Origin of the sequence: Micromonospora parathelypteridis (assembly GCF_014201145.1) — a bacterium.
Lineage (GTDB): Bacteria > Actinomycetota > Actinomycetes > Mycobacteriales > Micromonosporaceae > Micromonospora > Micromonospora parathelypteridis.
This window is the reverse complement of sequence record NZ_JACHDP010000001.1, coordinates 2,524,547-2,539,833: the sequence shown is the minus strand read 5'-3', so window position 1 is coordinate 2,539,833 and position 15,287 is coordinate 2,524,547. Positions and strand designations below refer to the sequence as shown.

The following is a 15,287-nucleotide window of genomic DNA, read 5'->3' as shown; positions in this document are numbered from 1 at the left end:
TGGTGGACATGGACGCCGCTATCGGCTTCGTCGTGGCGCACGGAGACGCGGTCGACCGCGCGCGTCTCTCCTGGCTGCGCACCGGCGCGCCGGTGCCGGACGAGGTACTCGACGCCGCCGAGACCGGGCAGACGCCCGACGGTGGCTGGCCGGCCGTCCTGGACGGTACCGTCGGCTCCGTCGACGCGACCTGTTACCGCCTCGCCGAGCTGGACGATCTCGGCGCCCTCGGTCGGCCTGCGGCCCGGCACGCGCTGGACTGGCTCGCCGCCCGCCAGCTGCCCGACGGCGGCTGGGACGAGGACCCGTCGCTGGCCGACCTCGCCCCGGAGTGGGCCCGGCCGGGCGACCTGGAGGCCCGTCTCTACCTCACCGCCAACGCCGGCTTCTGGCTCAGCGTGGGCGGGCGGGACGCCCGGGCCGCCGGGCCGCTGGACCACCGGGTCGGCGGGTCGTACGCCGGGGTGGTGCAGGCCGCCGCGCAGGCGCTCGCGGTGCAGCTCGCCCCGGACGGCACCTGGCCGTCCTTCGTGCCCGTCGGTTGGCTGAGCGCGGCCGTGCTGCACCGGCAGGAGATGTACTACGAGTCGGCGCTGATCCAGGGGGTGCTCGCCGAGCGGATCCCCAAGCTGTCCCCGGCGGACGTGGCCTGGCTGGCCGGGACGCTGCGCCGGGTCGACGTGGGCGAGGAGCACTGGTTGCTGGTCGCGGCCCGCGAGCGGCTCACCAGGACGCAGCGCAGCGACGGCGGCTGGGACAGCGACGACGGTCACCAGTTCGACGTGCACACCACGCTGCGGGCGATCCGGGCCTGCCGGACGGTCACTGCAACTGGCTGATCACCAGCGGCCACCAGCCGTTCGGGGCGAACGCGGGCGGGTCGATGCTCTCCAGCACCGTCCGCAGCGTCTCGGCCCGCTCCGCCCGGCCCGCCTTGCCCTCGTCGGCCTCGACGAAGAGGGCGAACTGGTAGAGGAACTCGACGAACGTGCGGAAGTTGCTGTTGACGCCCTGGACGTCCTTCTGGTTCATGTCGAACTGGAGGATCTCGCCGGTGCGCGGGTCCAGCACGTAGAGCAGGTTGGGGTTGTCGGCGACCGCGCCCACCACGATCAGCCGGATGTCCAGCGAGCCGTCCTCGGTGGTCAGCTGCATGGTGTCGAACAGCTCGACGTCGTCTTCGAGGTAGGCGGTGTAGACGACCGCCACGTCGAGCGGGATCTCGTCGCCGGCGGGGAGCAGGTCGGGGCTGAAGCCCCCGTCCAGCCACGCCTCACGCGGGTACGGGATGAGCTCGTCCTCGTGCCAGAGGACACGGAACCGGGGATCAGCGGCCATGACGATCCTTCGTGGTCACAGGAGTCGGCTCGGTCAGGACGACAGGCCGGCGGTGATCAGCAGACGGTGCCAGTTGTCGGCGTACTCTCCGGCATGTCGGCCCTTGCGGAGCCGCCGATCGCGGACTCCGGGGCCGAGGACTGTCGCGACCAGGTCGGGGTAGCCCGGACCGAGCACCCGCTCGTTGAAGAACGTGGCGAGGTCGGGGGCGAGGACCGTGTATTCGACGTCGTCGTCCGGGTGCTCGTACTGGAACATGTACGCGCCCGGCTCCATCCAGTAGACCTCGAGGTCCTCGATGTCCAGGAAGATCGCGGCACCGCCCGGGATCTCGCTGCGTAGGCCTTTCGGAATGCTCCAGATCTCGTGGCCGATGGGCAACGGGCTGCCCATCGGATCGTCCGGGTCGACGGTGTAGGCGCTCCAGGCCGCCGGGCTGGTGATCTCCTCGGGGGGCTTGAACCGGAAGTTGTCGCCCTCCACCCGGCCGAGGAGGCTGTAAGCCTCCGCCACGCCGGGCAGGTCGGGGAGGGGCTCCAGCGGAGCCAGGTCCTCGATGACGACGCCGAAGCCGTGCTCGGCCTCCAGGCGCGTGAGCAGCGCCAGCTTGTCCCGGATTTCGGCCAGCACGCCGGTGGCGTCGGGGCTGCTCACTCGTCGATCCACTTCACGATGATCGGGTGGCCCTCGGGGACGTTCCGCAGCGCGACGGAGATGTCGCTGCCGATCTGGCGGTTGGTCCAGGCGTCCATCAGCCTGAGGTTATCGTATGCATCCTCCCCATCCAGCTGCAGCTCCTGGATGTGGTCCGCGTCGACGCCCTGGCCGACGGCGGTGGGCTGTTTCCGCTTGGGGTAGTAGAGGCGATCCACCAGGGACTTGTTGGCCAGGTACTTGTTGGTCTCCCGGGTGCCGTGGTCCTTTGTCAGCTTCCCGTTCTTGGTCAGCCGCCGGATCATCCGCTCGCGGTACACGCTCGAACGGTCGCGCATCGTCTTGTTGTTGCGGTCGTAGACGCTGTTGCTATCCCGGTCCGACTTCGCCTTGGACAGCTTGCCCTCCTGACCGAGCCGGACCAGATCCCTCGCCTTGCGGTCGAAGTCTCTCTTGTCGAAGTCCGGTCGGTATTTCAGACGCAGTACCGCGGGCTCGGTGACCTTGGCACCGGTGGTCTTGGCGGTCCGGAAGACCTCGTCGTTGTCCAGGAACGCCGAGACGATTCGCGCGCCCTTCGCCTTGGCCTGCCGCGTAGGGGCGTCGCGCTTCTTACCCGCCATTGAGCACCGCGTCCACCGCCATGCCGATCAACTGATCGACGATCAATCCGGTGATCATCTTGAAGATCGGGATCTCCAGCAGCGACGCCCCCAGGGTGACCACCGCTGTCGCGATCGCCTGCGCGATCTGGATCGCCAGCAGAATGAGCTGCACGATCACCTGGATCTTCAACGCCAGCACGATGCCCGCCCCGGCCATCAACCCGATGGCGATGATGTTCGTCGGGTCGGTGGCGTCGGCGATGTTGCGCGGGGCCGACTCCCCGTCGTTCCACTCTTCGGCGAAGGCGGCGAAACTCTCGCCCCGGTTGGTGTCCAGCACCGTCCGCGCGGCCGACTCCAACTGGGCGACCGAACCGTTGATCCGGTCGGCCATGCCGGTCCACTCGCCGGCAAGCTGGAACAGTGCGGTCTCGTCCGACTCCGGCCAGTCGTAACCGATCATCGAGAGGAACGACACGAGCTCACCCGGGAGCGTCAGGCCCACGGCGACTCCTTTCCCCGTGCGGCGGGATCAGCCGCCGAGCTTGCCGAGAATTGATTGGAAGATGTCGGTGACGCCCTCCTCGACGGCCCGGTATCCCTCCGCCATCGAGTGCAGGCCAGCGGCGTAGTTCTCCAGCTCGGTGAGGTTGGTGCTGAGGCACTCGGTCAGCCCGTCCACACAGGCCTGGTGGGCGACGCCGAGCAGCATCCCGATGTCGTCGCCGCCGAAGGCGTCCGCGTAGCTGCCCACCGCCGCCTGGAACGCGTCGAAGGCCTGCCCGACCTGCTCCTTCGCCTGGGCCAGCTCCTCCGCGCCGCGGCGCACCGAGTCGACGTCGACGTCGAGTGGGTTCATCGTCAGCTCCTCCCATGCAGTTTCCGCATGGTCTCGCCGACCGCGAGGGTGATCTCCCGCATCTGCCGCAGGCCCTGGTCCTGGAGCCGCTCCACGGTGGCGGTCATCGCGGCCAGGTCGGGCATCGGCTCCGTCCCGGCCCCGGCCTCGTCCTGTCCGTCGAGGGCGGCGTTCACCGCCCGGCGGAACTCCTCGGCGAGCTGTTCCGAGCCCTCGCGGAGCAGCCGGGGATCGAGGTCGACCGCGCTGACCCGCCCGTCGCTGCCGACGGTGACCCGGAGCCGCCCGCCGGCCGCCTCGCCCACCGACTCGACCCGTTCCGGGGGCGTGACGGTGCGGCTGACATCCCGCAACGCGGCCCGCGCCTGCGCCAGTTGCTCTTCCAGGGCCTTCTCACCCAGCATGCTGCCTCCCCGGACTAGCCGTACCGAACCAACCTCAGACTAGCGACCCGGCACACCCCGGCGGGACCCCGTCCACGGAGGACGGTCAGCCCCGCAGGTGCCCGTCCCCGGTGACCACGTACTTGGTCGAGGTCAGCTCGGGCAGGCCCATCGGGCCGCGGGCGTGCAGTTTCTGGGTCGAGATGCCGATTTCAGCGCCGAACCCGAACTCGCCGCCGTCGGTGAAGCGTGTCGAGGCGTTCACCATCACCGCAGCCGCGTCCACCCGGGCGACGAAGTCGCGGGCCGCGCTCGCCGAGTCGGTGAGGATCGCCTCGGTGTGCCCGGTGCCGAAACGGCGGATGTGCGCGACCGCCGCGTCCAGCGAATCGACCACCGCGACCGAGATGTCGGCGGACAGGTATTCGGTGGCGAAGTCCTCCTCGGTGGCCGGAACCACGGCGGCGGAGTATGCCGCCACCTCGGGCGAGCCGTGCACGGTCACCCCGGCCTCGGCGAAGGCGGCCAGCATCGGCGGCAGGAACGTGTCGGCGACGCCCGCGTGCACCAGCAAGGACTCCGCGGTGTTGCAGGTGGACAGGCGTTGCGTCTTGGCGTTCAGCGTCACCGCGACGGCTTTCGCCACGTCCGCGGCGGCATCCACGTAGACGTGGCAGTTGCCCACCCCGGTCTCGATCACCGGCACGGTCGACTCCTCGACCACGGTGCGGATCAGGGACGCGCCACCGCGCGGGATGAGCACGTCGACCAGCCCTCGGGCGCGCATCAGCTCCTTGACCGAGTCGCGGGAGCTGGCGTCGAGGAGTTGCACCGCGTCGGCCGGCAGCCCGGCCCCGGCGACCGCGTCGCGCAGCACCGCGACCAGCGCCGCGTTGGAGTGCGCGGCCGAGGACGACCCGCGCAGCAGCGCCGCGTTGCCGGACTTCAGGCAGATCCCGGCGGCGTCCACTGTCACGTTCGGCCGCGCCTCGTAGATGATGCCCACCACCCCGAACGGCACCCGGATCTGGCGCAGCTCCAGCCCGTTGGGCAGGGTCGAGCCGCGAACCACCTCGCCGACCGGGTCGGGCAGTGCGGCCATCTCGCGCAGCGCGTCGGCGATGGCGGCCACCCGGCCCGCGTCGAGGGCGAGCCGGTCCAGCACGGCCGCGCTCAGCCCGGCCTCCCGCCCGGCCGCCAGGTCCGTCTCGTTCGCGGCCAGGACCTCCGGGGTACGCGCCACCAGGGCGTCAGCCATCGCCACCAGCGCGGCGTCCTTGACGGTACGGGTGGCCACGGCCAACTCAGCGGCGGCGTCCCGTGCCCGTCGCGCCTGCTCGACGACGCTCATGCCAGCACTCCTCAGGTGGGGAAATGATGCCCATGTTCACAGCAGGACGAGGTCGTCGCGGTGGACGACCTCTCGTTCGTACGCCGGGCCCAGTGCCGCGGCGAGTTCGGACGTGGAGCGGCCGAGCAGCCCCGGCAGCTCCACCGCGTCGTAGTTGACCAGCCCTCGGGCGACCGATGCGCCGGCGGTGTCCACCAGGTCCACCGGGTCGCCGGCGGTGAACGTGCCGTCCACGGCGGTGATGCCGGCGGGCAGCAGCGACTTGCGCCGCCCGACGACGGCGGCCACCGCGCCCGGGTCGAGGTGCAGCCGCCCCCGGGGCGAGGTGGCGTGGGCCAGCCAGAACAGCCGGGCGGTCGGGCGTTGCCGCTGCGGATGGAACAGCGTGCCGACCGGTTCGCCGGCCAGGGCCGGCGCGGCCAGGTTGGCGGCGGTGAGCACCACCGGGATGCCGAAGCCGGTGGCGATCCGGGCGGCCTCGACCTTGGTCACCATGCCGCCGGTGCCGACGCCGGAGCGGCCGGCCCCGCCGATGGTGATCCCGGCGAGGTCCGCGTCGTCGCGGACCTCCGTGATCCGGGTCGAGTGCGGTTTGGTGGGGTCGCCGGTCCAGAGGGCGTCCACGTCGGAGAGGAGGACCAGCAGGTCGGCGTGCACCAGCGCCGCCACCAGGGCGGCCAGCCGATCGTTGTCGCCGAACCGGATCTCCTGGGTGGCAACCGTGTCGTTCTCGTTGACGATCGGCACCGCCCGCAGGTCGAGCAGTTTGCGCAGCGTCCGGTACGCGTTGCGGTAGTGCGCCCGCCGGGTCACGTCGTCGACGGTGAGCAGCACCTGCCCGACGGTGCGGCCGTGCCGGGCGAAGCTGGCCGCGTACCGGCCGATCAGCAGCCCCTGCCCGACGCTGGCGGCGGCCTGCTGGGTGGCCAGGTCGCGCGGGCGTCGGGGCAGCCCGAGCGGGGCGAGACCGGCGGCGATCGCGCCGGAGGACACCAGCACCACCTCGCGCCCTTCGGCGGTGAGCCGGCCGAGGGTGTCGACCAACGCGTCGACGCGCTCGTCGGCCAGCCCGCCGCTGGCGGTGGTCAACGAGGAGGATCCGATCTTGACGACGACCCGCCGGGCCGTCGTGACTGCGTCGCGCACCCGACCATTCTGCGTGGTCACGGCCGCACCGCCCGTCGGCGTTCCCATATGGTGGCGGATTGTGACTCCTGACGAGTACGTCGAGGCGGTGCTCGACCTGGTCGAGCGGATCCCGGAGGGCCGGGTGATGTCGTACGGGGCGGTCGCCGACGCCCTCGCCGAGCGCTCGGGTCGCACCTCGGCTCGGCTGGTGGGCAACATCATGGCCCGGCACGGCGGCTCGGTGCCCTGGCACCGGGTGGTGACGGCGGGTGGCCGGCTGCCGCCGGGGCACGAGCGGGAGGCGCGGGCCCGACTGCGGGCGGAGGGGGCGCCGCTGCGCGGCGAGGGCGTGGACATCGCTGCGGCGGGCTGGTCACCAGATCAGGGGATGTGACCCCCGGCATAACGTGAGTAACATTCGGCCCCATGAAAACGCCGCCCGGCGTCGGCTCATCAGCCGCCGGCTCGCTGCCCCGACCGGTGCACGCCGGCTACGCGCTCGGATCCCTGGCGACCGGTGCGTTCGGCACCGTGCCCGGTCTGCTGCTGCTGCCCTACCTGACCGACACGCTGGGTGTGGCCGCCGGACTGGCCGCCCTGCTGGTGCTGTTGCCCAAGGCATGGGACGTGCTGGTCAACCCGGTCGCGGGGCGGATCTCCGACCGCACCCGGTCGCGCTGGGGCGCCCGCCGGCCGTACCTGCTCATCGGCGGCCTCGCGCTCGCCGTCCTGTTCGCGTCGATCTTCGCCGCGCCGTTCGGTAACGGCCCGGCCGCCGCGGCGTACGTGGCGTTCGCCTTCCTCGCCACGGCCACCGCGTTCGCCTTCTTCCAGGTGCCGTACGTGGCGATGCCGGCGGAGCTGACCGACGACTACGCCGAGCGCACCCGGCTCATGACGTGGCGGATCGCGGTGCTGGCGCTGGCCATCCTGGTCTCCGGCGCGGTGGCCCCGCTGGTGGTGACCGCCGGTGGCGACGGTGTGGCGGGACACCGGTGGATGGGGCTGTTCGTGGCGGTGCTGATCGCCCTCGGGGCGCTCGGCGCGTTCTTCGGCACCCGGTCCGCGCCGACCGGCTCGGTGGGCGGCAGCGAGCCGACCCTGCGCGCCCAACTCGCCGTGGCGGGCGCCAACCGCCCGTTCCGGGCGCTGCTGATCTGCTTCGTGGTGCAGTCCGCCGGGGTGGCGACGATCCTGGCCGGGGTCAACTACTTCGCGGGGCAGATCCTGCGCGACGACGAGAGCGGGCCGACCCTGCTCTTCGTCTGCTTCGTCGGGCCGGCGTTGCTGGTGATGCCGATCTGGACCCGGGTAGGTGCCCGGTTGGGTAAACGCACCGCGCTGGTCGTCGCCTCGCTGATCCTCGCCGCCGGGGCGCTCGCCCTGATCGCCGCGCCGGTGCTGCCGCCGGTCGCGGTCTACCTCGTGGTCGCGGTGCTCGGCGTCGGGTACGCCGGGCAGCAGGTCTTCGCGTTGGCGATGCTGCCGGACTGCATCGCGTACGACACGGCGCGCACCGGTCGACGGCAGGCGGGTGTCTTCACCGGTCTGTGGACCGCCGGGGAGACCTTCGGCCTGGCGCTCGGCCCGGGCATCTACGGACTGGTGCTCCAGCTCTCCGGCTACGTGTCCTCCGACACCGGCACGGCAGCCGCCCAGTCCGACACGGCCCGACTGGGCGTCCTCCTCGGCTTCACGATCATCCCGGCACTCCTGGTGGGCCCCCCGATCTTCCTTCTGCGCCGCTACACCCTGACCCCCGCCGTCCTGGCCGCCGCCGCTCAGGACCGGCGCGGCGACCAAGAGGTCGCAGTGGGGGACCGCCACGAGAAGGGCACCATTACTTCATGATCGACGAGAACAGGGCGGGGGCGGGGGTGCTTCCTGCCGGGGTTTCCGCGGAGCGGGTTCTGGCGGAGGTTCGTCAGTTGCGCGCCGGTGATCGGCCCACCCACGGCGGGCAGTTGTTCGCGTACGTCTACGACCCGGCGGTGGCAGGGCTGGACGAGTTGGCCGCCGCCGCGCACCGGGAGAGCGCGCACGTCAACGGGCTGGACCCGACGGCGTTCCCGTCCCTGCTGGCCATGGAGAACGCGTTGGTGGCCGCCGCCGGCCGGGTGCTCGGCGCCGGCCCGGGCACCACCGCCCCGGACGTCGTCGGCAGCGTCACCAGCGGCGGCACCGAATCGCTGATCCTCGCCGTCAAGACGGCCCGGGACGCCCACCCGGAAATCACCGCGCCCCGGATCGTGGTGCCGTCGACCGCCCACGCCGCGTTCGCCAAGGCGGCGCACTACCTGCGGGTGGCGCTGGACGTCGTGCCGGTCTCCCCGGACACGCTGCGCCCCGACCCGGCCGCGATGGCCGCCGCGATCCGCCCGGAGACGGTGCTGGTCGCCTGCTCCGCGCCGTCCTACGCGCACGGGGTGGTCGACCCGGTCACGGAGATCGCCGCCGCGGCCGCCGACGCCGGGGTGCGCTGCCACGTGGACGCCTGCTTCGGCGGCTGGACCCTGCCGTACCTGCGTCGTCTCGGGGAGCCGGTGCCGGCGTTCGACTTCGCGGTGCCCGGGGTCACCTCCATCTCGGTGGACCTGCACAAGTACGCGTACGCGCCGAAGGGCGTGTCGGTGCTGCTGCACCGCGACGCCGCGCTGCGTGCCCCGCAGTACTTCGCGTACGCCGACTGGCCCGGCTACACGATGATCAACCCGGTGATCGCCTCCACCCGCTCGGGTGGGCCGATCGCCGCCGCGTACGCGACTCTGCGCCACCTCGGCGACGACGGCTACCTGCGGCTGGCCACCGTCACCCGGGACGCGGTCGCCGGCCTGGCCGACGCGGTCCGTGCCGTCGACGGGTTGCGGCTGATGGCCGAGCCCGAGTCCACTGTGGTCTGCTTCACCGCCAACGAAGGCGGCCCCGACCTGTTCGTCCTGGTCGACGAGCTGACCATGCGCGGTTGGCACACCCAACCCCAGCTGTCGTACGCCGGTCTGCCCGCCAGCGTGCACCTCACGGTGACCGCCTCGGTCGCGCCCCGGGTGGCCGAGTTCGCCCCGGACCTGGCCGACGCTGTTGTCGCGGCCCGGGCTGCCGGCCCGGTCGCCCTCCCGCCCGAGCTGATGGCACTGGCGACGGCCCTGACGCCGGACGCCCTCACACCCGAGTTGGTCGCCGGGCTCGCGGATGGGCTCGGGCTCGGTGCCGGGGACGGGCCGACGCCGGACCGGATGGCGGTGGTGAACACGCTGCTCGACGCGGCTCCGCCCGCGCTGCGGGAACGGCTGCTGGTGGAGTTCGTCGGACTGCTGCAACGTCCCGCCTGGTAGGCGGTCGCCTGACCGCCGGTGCCCTGCCCGCACGGGCAGGGCACCGGCAGGCTCAACTGAGATCGAGCGTCACCTTGTTGTCGTCCGGTGTCAGGTCGCGCCACGTGCGGTCCTGTCGGTCCCAGTGCGACACCACGATGTTCTGCGGATCCATGTACTCCTGCCGCGCCCCGCCGGGAATCAACTCTTCGAAGGTGTACCGGCGGCTTTCACCGACCGGTATCCCCGGGAGCAGACACGCGGAGTCGTTCGGCTCCTTTGGTGGCGGCGGGCCGCACTTCGACCAGTCGCCGCCCGTCGGGTCGCCCAGGCCCAGCCCATCGAAGCTGATCCGCTCCACGTCTCGGGGGCCGGCATTCTTGACCGTCAGGACGGTGGTGAGGTATTGCCGGGCGTCGTTGTCGACGAACGCGCCCAGCTCGTACGTCATGGTCAGGCGCAGATCGGTGAGCCGGGGGTCCTTCCCGAACTTCGTCGGGCCGTCGGTCTGCGTGAACCGGCTCCCCTCCCACCGGTACGTGCGCAGTTGCTCCTGCTTCCAGTACGCCGGAGTGCTGCAGCACGGCTGGAGGTCGGCCACCCGCACCTCGATCGAGCCGGCCGCAGTGACCTTCAGCCCGAGGATGTCCTCGACACCGTCGGTGGTCCGGACGACCCGGCCGAGCGTCACGATCTGCCCACTGCTGTCCCGGTCGAAGGCGACGACCTGCTTCGCCAACGCCTCGGCGAACCGGCAGGCGATGACGGCGACTATCTCGTCAACGCCGTCACCGTCCAGGTCAGCGTGACCCACGGGCACGTCGGCGAGCACCGGCACCGGCACGGAGCCCTCGTTCGACATGGTCCTCAACCGCACCTTCGAGGTGGTGCAGGTCTCCGGCGTGACCGGCGGCCAGACCGGCAGATCGAGGCGGGCGGCGAGTAGTTGGGTCCGGCTGATCGGGTCAGGCGGCGTCTGCGTGGGGGTCGCCGACGCGTTGGGCGGCTCGGTGACGGTCGGCGTCGGAACTGACGTCGGCGGGGCGGTCGGGTCGACGGACTCCGCTGGCAACGGGGGATTTCGATCCTCCCGCAGCGCGGCGTTGGCGATGACCGGGGCGAACACCAGGGTCACCGCCGCGACCGCCAGGGCCACCGCCGTCGTCCGCCGCCGTCGGCGCAGGGTGTGCCGAGTCTGCTCGGGTCCGGGACCGACGACCCGGGCTGTCACGTCACTGCGGTACGCGGCGAAGCGCTCGCGCAGTAGCGGGTCGAGGTCAGACATCGCACACCCCCTCGGTGTTCTCGTCGAGCAGGCCGGCCATGGCGATTCGGCCGCGATGCAACCAGGATTTGACGGTCCCCTCAGCCACCCCTTCCTGGGCGGCTATCTCGTGCACCGGCAGGTCGGCCAGGTAGTGCAGGATGACGGCCCGGCGATGGTTGGGGGGCAGCTTCGCCAGCGCCGCGTCGATGGCCACGCGGTCGGGCGTCGGACCGGCGACCTCCGCATCGTTCCGCCGTTGCCGCAGCAGATGGTTGCGGGCGGTGCGGAGCCGGCGCCACCGGCTACGGGCCAGGTTCCACGCGACCCGCCGGACCCACGCCACCGGATCGTCGTACCGGACCAGGCGGTCCCAACGGGCCAGCGCTCGAAGGAACGCCTCCTGAGCCAGGTCCTGCGCGTGCCCCAGGTCCCCGGTGTACGCGCACAGTTGCGCGGTCACCCCTCGGAAATGGGCGTGGTAGAACTCGTCGAAGGTCGTCGTCACCGCGTCCGACCCGCCGGTCCTCATCGCCCCCGGTGGCTCGTTGGCGCGGCCCCCCATCGTTGCTGTCACTGCCCCTCCCCGTTGCCGTCGGGCCGGTGCCCTGGGCACCGGTAACACTTCAAGACGGTGGATGCGGTTGCGCCTTGTTCGGCCGCGAATCCGACAGCTCGGCCGCGCGCGACGGGCACTGCGAAGCGGTTGCCGGACCGGCTCAGCGGTAGGTGATCGTGACCGTGTTGTCCAGGTCGTAGACCTCCTCCACGAAGTCGAAGTCGGCGTCCATCGGCCGGGCGTCCACGTCCGCCTTGCCCGTACCGACGGTGGTGCCCGCCGCAGCCCGGAACCCCAGCGTGAGCAGGACATCCTTCCCGGCCTTGAGCCCGTTCAGGTCGCAGGTCACCGGCTCCCGGGTCGTCTCCGGGTCGTTGCGGCAGGCCGCCCAGCCATCGCCGTCCGGGCGGAGCGACGCCGGCAGGCCGAGCCGCAGGGCCACATAGGCGGCCGCTCCGACCCTGTTGCGGATGCGCACGGTCACCGTGCCGGCCCGGGAGCCGTCCGCCGCGTCGGCCAGCACCAGGTTGGTGGCGGTGACGACGAGGTTCACGTCGTGCCGGTTCGGACCGAAGGTGGTCGGCCCGGAGACCTGGGCGAAGGCGTCGCCGCTCCAGCGGTAGCCCCGCCACTGTCGCTGTGACCACTCGGCGTTCCAGCCGCCCCCGGGAGCGATGTCACCGACCTCCACCCGGACCGTGCCGTCGCCCACGACATCAAGCGCGAACAACCACTGCGGCTTGTCGATGGTGGTCGCGACCACCCGGCCGAGCGTCACCACCTTCCCCTCCTCGTCGCGATCGAAGGCGACCACCTGCATCGGCCCGCCGCTGCCGAACACGCACTGCACCAGCGCCACCGTCTCCACCGCGCCGTCCCCGTCGATGTCGCCGTAGTCGAGCGACAGGAGCCAGTTCACGCCCTCCTTGTCGTCGGCGCTGAGCCGTGTCTGCGACGTCGGGCAGCCTGGCCCGGCCCGCCATGCCGGCAGGGTCACCGACGCACCGAGCAACTGGGCCCGGCTGATCCGGCCGTCCGGCACGGGCGCGGTCGGGCTGGCGCTGGTCCCGGAAGGGCTGGGGGTTGGCGTCGGGCTCGGCGTCGGCGACACCGACACACTCGGCGTCGGCTCGACCGGGCCCGGCCGGTGGTCCGGGCCGTTCATCGCGGCGTATCCGACGGCCGACCCCGCGAACAGCGCGAGCGCCGTCGTGGCGCTGGCCGCCAGCCGGCGTCGGCCGCGGCCTCGTACCGTCCGCCGAACGGCGCCGGGTCCCGGCGCCTCGACCTCTGCCAGCGCGGTGAGGCGGTAGCGGTTGAACTCTTCGGCGAGGTCAAGAGTCTCCTGCTCAGACATCCCGCACCTCCTCAGTGCTGTCGCGCAAGTGTGTGGCGAGTGCGGCCCGACCCCGGTGCAGCCAGGACTTCACCGTCCCTTCGGCGACCTGCTCCTGGGCGGCGATCTCCGCGATCGTCAGGTCGGCGAGGTAGTGCAGCACGACGGCCCGCCGCTGCTTCGGCGGCAACTTCGCCAAGGCGGTGTCGACGGCGACCCGGTCGGGGCTCGGCTCCGCGACGTGTGTCTCCCGCTGCCGCAGCAGCCACGTCTGGGCGGTCCGCAGCCGCCGCCAGCGGTTGTGGCCGAGGTTCCAGGCGACCTTGCGTACCCAGGCCAGGGGGTCCTCGTACCTGGCGAGCCGGTCCCAGCGGGCGTACGCCCGACAGAACGCCTCCTGGACCAGGTCCTGGGCCTGCCCGCGGTCACCCGTGTACGCGGTCAGCTGCACCACCAGCCCGCGGAAGTGGGCATGGTAGAAGTCGTCGAAGACCAGCTCTGTCGGCGCCGAGGCTGTGGTTTCCGGTGGGTCCGGCGGGCGTTCACCCACCCGCACGTCTCGTGTCACAAGCACTCGTCCTCCCCGTGGTGGCTGCGCGCGGTGTGTTCGCCAGCACTGGTCACACAAGCGAGGATGTCGGTAGGTTGCGCGTCAACCGGTGCCGATGCCTTGTCGGGTCCGGGACAACCGGCCGGCGTTCAGGCCGCTCACTGCCGGACCGCGTCGACGCCGCCTGTGATTCACTGTCGGTGAGGAGAGGGGGCGCTCGTGCAGCTGCCGGGAGTGCTCGGTGAGCCGATCCGGTTCGTGCTGAACTGGGGCCGGCGCTACTCGCTCTGGGTGTTCAACTTCGGCCTGGCCTGCTGCGCGATCGAATTCATCGCGACCAGCATGGGTCGGCACGACTTCATCCGGCTCGGCGTGATCCCGTTCGCCCACGGTCCTCGGCAGGCCGACCTGATGGTGGTGTCCGGCACGGTGACCGACAAGATGGCTCCGGCGATCAAGCGGCTCTACGACCAGATGCCCGAGCCGAAGTACGTCATCTCGTTCGGTGCCTGCTCCAACTGCGGCGGCCCCTACTGGGACTCGTACTCGGTGACCAAGGGCGTCGACCAGCTCATCCCGGTCGACGTCTACGTGCCCGGGTGCCCGCCCCGACCGGAGGCACTGCTGCACGGCATCCTGCGTCTGCAGGAGAAGATCGCCGCCGAGCAGTCCGGCATCGGCGGTGTGCCGCAACGGGACGTGCTGGCCGCGCCGCTGGACGCCCCGCCCCGCGAAGCCGCCGCCCCCCGCTCCGTCGACTCACTCACCGCCCCGCCGGTACGCCCACCCGCCACGAACTGACGACGGCCAGCCGCCGACGGCCGACCGCCGCCGGACGAATCCGGGCGACGGTCGGCCGCGTACGCGTCAGCTGTCGGCCGAAACGGCCAGCGTGGTCTGGGCGGTGTTGTCACTCGGGCGAGCGTCCGCAACCTCGTACCAGAGGGCCGACACCGTCAGGGTGATGACGTCCTGAGCGTCGGCCGGGTCGGTCGGCGGGCTGATCAGCAGATCGAAGCTGCGCACCTCGCCGGGCATCATCCGCAGCCCCGGCACCAGGGCCTCGTCCGACCCCACCGGTCCCTCCGACGGCACCGTGTACTGGATCAGCGACCCCGCGGGCAGTGGGCTGGCCTTGATGTACAGGCTGAGGTGTGGGGCGTCTCCCCGGTACCGGATGGTCACCGGCACGCGGAGGTTGCCGCTGCCCTCCGGATCGAGGGTCACCGGGCCCACCGAATCGATCGCGGCGTCCGGCTGGGTGTTCTGCACGTAGCGCCGGGGGTGGGCCAGCGACCCGCTGGTTGACCGGAACAGTGCGCCGAACGACTTGCTCGCCACCAGCCCGCCGTTGGTGGAGTAGACCTCGACCCAGCCCCCGCTCATGCTCATCGGGTACCGCCGTGGGTTGGTCAGCACGTGGAAGTCCAGCACGTTCCGGACGCTCTCGCCCGGGGCCAGGTTCGCCCAGTTGTCCGTCAGGGAGCAGTTGGCCACCCGGCGGTTCTCCTCCACCCGCATGTCGAACATGTCGCAGGCGGTGCCATCGAACTGGAAGGCGCCCGGGACCGGCTCGCGCAGCTTGTAGTAGAAGTAGTCGCTCTCGCTGCCGGTGTTGGTGACAGTCACCGGGACGCTGCCCTGGTAGCCACGCTCGGTCGGCTTCAGGATGAGCTTGCCCACCGACAGCGCACCGCCGGTGCGGTCTGCCGGTGCGGCGGCCGCGGGGCCGGCGGTGGCGACCGTCGCGGTCAGGCCGAGCAGTACGGCGGTGAGCAGGATCCCCGTTTTTTTGAGCATGTGTACCTGGTCCTCTCCGCTAGCGGCCGGCACCGGTCGTGTCGGCCGACGAAAATAGACACAGGTGAACCCGGGGGTTGGTTGCACCCGAACAACCATCGATTTGCGCGGGCCCGGCCTCGGCGACCCGGCGGTCCGCCGCGACCCCG

Annotated in this window: 18 protein-coding genes; 5 read left to right on the top strand and 13 right to left on the bottom strand. The window is 71.6% G+C overall.

The genetic code is table 11. From position 1 onward, the window contains the following. Positions 1–8 precede the first annotated feature (8 nt). Positions 9–839 carry a prenyltransferase/squalene oxidase repeat-containing protein gene (locus HNR20_RS11225; RefSeq protein ID WP_184188306.1) on the top strand — a complete coding sequence of 277 codons (831 nt, stop codon included), beginning with the start codon at positions 9–11 and terminating at the stop codon, positions 837–839. On the opposite strand, the gene HNR20_RS11220 is transcribed toward HNR20_RS11225, so the two are convergent. The 8 genes from HNR20_RS11220 to proB all read right to left on the bottom strand — a co-directional run bounded on the left by HNR20_RS11220 (position 823) and on the right by proB (position 6,336). Then, positions 823–1,338: an SUKH-4 family immunity protein gene (locus HNR20_RS11220; protein WP_184178835.1), complete on the bottom strand. Its 516-nt coding sequence runs from the start codon at positions 1,336–1,338 to the stop codon at positions 823–825. The genes HNR20_RS11225 and HNR20_RS11220 overlap by 17 nt on opposite strands. A 33-nt stretch (positions 1,339–1,371) precedes the next feature. Next, a complete protein-coding gene (locus tag HNR20_RS11215) occupies positions 1,372–2,004 on the bottom strand; it encodes a hypothetical protein (RefSeq protein ID WP_221309768.1) in 633 nt (210 codons plus the stop codon). After that, entirely contained in the window at positions 1,989–2,615 is a 627-nt protein-coding gene (locus HNR20_RS11210) for a hypothetical protein (RefSeq protein WP_184178831.1), read from the bottom strand. Before HNR20_RS11210 ends, HNR20_RS11215 begins: the two co-directional genes overlap by 16 nt. Beyond that, a complete protein-coding gene (locus HNR20_RS11205) occupies positions 2,605–3,102 on the bottom strand; it encodes a WXG100-like domain-containing protein (RefSeq protein WP_184178829.1) in 498 nt (165 codons plus the stop codon). Before HNR20_RS11205 ends, HNR20_RS11210 begins: the two co-directional genes overlap by 11 nt. A 27-nt stretch (positions 3,103–3,129) precedes the next feature. Continuing rightward, positions 3,130–3,456, bottom strand: coding sequence for a hypothetical protein (locus HNR20_RS11200; protein ID WP_184178827.1), 327 nt, complete (start codon positions 3,454–3,456; stop codon positions 3,130–3,132). A 2-nt stretch (positions 3,457–3,458) separates the two neighbouring features. Beyond that, on the bottom strand, positions 3,459–3,860 hold the full coding sequence (locus HNR20_RS11195; protein ID WP_184178825.1) for a YbaB/EbfC family nucleoid-associated protein: 402 nt from the start codon (positions 3,858–3,860) through the stop codon (positions 3,459–3,461). Positions 3,861–3,945: 85 nt separating this feature from the next. Beyond that, complete coding sequence (locus tag HNR20_RS11190) at positions 3,946–5,190, bottom strand: glutamate-5-semialdehyde dehydrogenase (RefSeq protein ID WP_184178823.1); 1,245 nt, start codon at positions 5,188–5,190, stop codon at positions 3,946–3,948. A 36-nt stretch (positions 5,191–5,226) separates the two neighbouring features. Beyond that, complete coding sequence (proB, locus tag HNR20_RS11185) at positions 5,227–6,336, bottom strand: glutamate 5-kinase (RefSeq protein WP_184178821.1); 1,110 nt, start codon at positions 6,334–6,336, stop codon at positions 5,227–5,229. A 61-nt stretch (positions 6,337–6,397) separates the two neighbouring features. On the opposite strand from proB, the gene HNR20_RS11180 reads away from it, so the two are divergent. The 3 genes from HNR20_RS11180 to HNR20_RS11170 are packed head-to-tail and all read left to right on the top strand — an operon-like array spanning position 6,398 to position 9,650. Beyond that, complete coding sequence (locus HNR20_RS11180) at positions 6,398–6,712, top strand: MGMT family protein (protein WP_184178819.1); 315 nt, start codon at positions 6,398–6,400, stop codon at positions 6,710–6,712. Between the two features lie 32 nt (positions 6,713–6,744). Next, positions 6,745–8,169: an MFS transporter gene (locus HNR20_RS11175; RefSeq protein ID WP_184178817.1), complete on the top strand. Its 1,425-nt coding sequence runs from the start codon at positions 6,745–6,747 to the stop codon at positions 8,167–8,169. Next, the gene (locus tag HNR20_RS11170; protein ID WP_184178815.1) at positions 8,166–9,650 is read left to right on the top strand and encodes a pyridoxal phosphate-dependent decarboxylase family protein; all 1,485 of its coding nucleotides are present in this window, start codon (positions 8,166–8,168) and stop codon (positions 9,648–9,650) included. The genes HNR20_RS11175 and HNR20_RS11170 overlap by 4 nt, the downstream gene beginning before the upstream one ends. A gap of 52 nt (positions 9,651–9,702) precedes the next feature. Here the strand turns inward: HNR20_RS11170 and HNR20_RS11165 are convergent, their stop codons facing one another. The 4 genes from HNR20_RS11165 to HNR20_RS11150 all read right to left on the bottom strand — a co-directional run bounded on the left by HNR20_RS11165 (position 9,703) and on the right by HNR20_RS11150 (position 13,362). Then, positions 9,703–10,914, bottom strand: a complete 1,212-nt coding sequence (locus HNR20_RS11165; protein ID WP_184178813.1) for a hypothetical protein — start codon at positions 10,912–10,914, stop codon at positions 9,703–9,705. Further along, positions 10,907–11,470 carry a SigE family RNA polymerase sigma factor gene (locus HNR20_RS11160; protein ID WP_373291008.1) on the bottom strand — a complete coding sequence of 188 codons (564 nt, stop codon included), beginning with the start codon at positions 11,468–11,470 and terminating at the stop codon, positions 10,907–10,909. Before HNR20_RS11160 ends, HNR20_RS11165 begins: the two co-directional genes overlap by 8 nt. Positions 11,471–11,612: 142 nt before the next feature. Next, on the bottom strand, positions 11,613–12,809 hold the full coding sequence (locus HNR20_RS11155; protein WP_373291007.1) for a hypothetical protein: 1,197 nt from the start codon (positions 12,807–12,809) through the stop codon (positions 11,613–11,615). After that, complete coding sequence (locus tag HNR20_RS11150) at positions 12,802–13,362, bottom strand: RNA polymerase sigma factor (RefSeq protein WP_184178811.1); 561 nt, start codon at positions 13,360–13,362, stop codon at positions 12,802–12,804. The genes HNR20_RS11155 and HNR20_RS11150 overlap by 8 nt, the downstream gene beginning before the upstream one ends. 195 nt (positions 13,363–13,557) lie before the next feature. Here HNR20_RS11150 and HNR20_RS11145 point away from each other — a divergent pair, with 195 nt between their 5' ends. Then, positions 13,558–14,139, top strand: coding sequence for an NADH-quinone oxidoreductase subunit B (locus HNR20_RS11145; RefSeq protein ID WP_184178809.1), 582 nt, complete (start codon positions 13,558–13,560; stop codon positions 14,137–14,139). A 66-nt stretch (positions 14,140–14,205) separates the two neighbouring features. On the opposite strand, the gene HNR20_RS11140 is transcribed toward HNR20_RS11145, so the two are convergent. Next, the gene (locus HNR20_RS11140) at positions 14,206–15,138 is read right to left on the bottom strand and encodes a hypothetical protein (RefSeq protein ID WP_184178808.1); all 933 of its coding nucleotides are present in this window, start codon (positions 15,136–15,138) and stop codon (positions 14,206–14,208) included. Positions 15,139–15,287: the final 149 nt, after the last annotated feature.

Coding starts and splice junctions, on each gene's coding strand:
- HNR20_RS11200 (WP_184178827.1), bottom strand. CDS start 3,456: ATGAACCCACTCGACGTCGACGTCGACTCGGTGCGCCGCGGCGCGGAG.
- HNR20_RS11195 (WP_184178825.1), bottom strand. CDS start 3,860: ATGCTGGGTGAGAAGGCCCTGGAAGAGCAACTGGCGCAGGCGCGGGCC.
- HNR20_RS11155 (WP_373291007.1), bottom strand. CDS start 12,809: ATGTCTGAGCAGGAGACTCTTGACCTCGCCGAAGAGTTCAACCGCTAC.
- HNR20_RS11165 (WP_184178813.1), bottom strand. CDS start 10,914: ATGTCTGACCTCGACCCGCTACTGCGCGAGCGCTTCGCCGCGTACCGC.
- HNR20_RS11210 (WP_184178831.1), bottom strand. CDS start 2,615: ATGGCGGGTAAGAAGCGCGACGCCCCTACGCGGCAGGCCAAGGCGAAG.
- HNR20_RS11140 (WP_184178808.1), bottom strand. CDS start 15,138: ATGCTCAAAAAAACGGGGATCCTGCTCACCGCCGTACTGCTCGGCCTG.
- HNR20_RS11225 (WP_184188306.1), top strand. CDS start 9: ATGGACGCCGCTATCGGCTTCGTCGTGGCGCACGGAGACGCGGTCGAC.
- HNR20_RS11190 (WP_184178823.1), bottom strand. CDS start 5,190: ATGAGCGTCGTCGAGCAGGCGCGACGGGCACGGGACGCCGCCGCTGAG.
- HNR20_RS11175 (WP_184178817.1), top strand. CDS start 6,745: ATGAAAACGCCGCCCGGCGTCGGCTCATCAGCCGCCGGCTCGCTGCCC.
- HNR20_RS11170 (WP_184178815.1), top strand. CDS start 8,166: ATGATCGACGAGAACAGGGCGGGGGCGGGGGTGCTTCCTGCCGGGGTT.
- HNR20_RS11220 (WP_184178835.1), bottom strand. CDS start 1,338: ATGGCCGCTGATCCCCGGTTCCGTGTCCTCTGGCACGAGGACGAGCTC.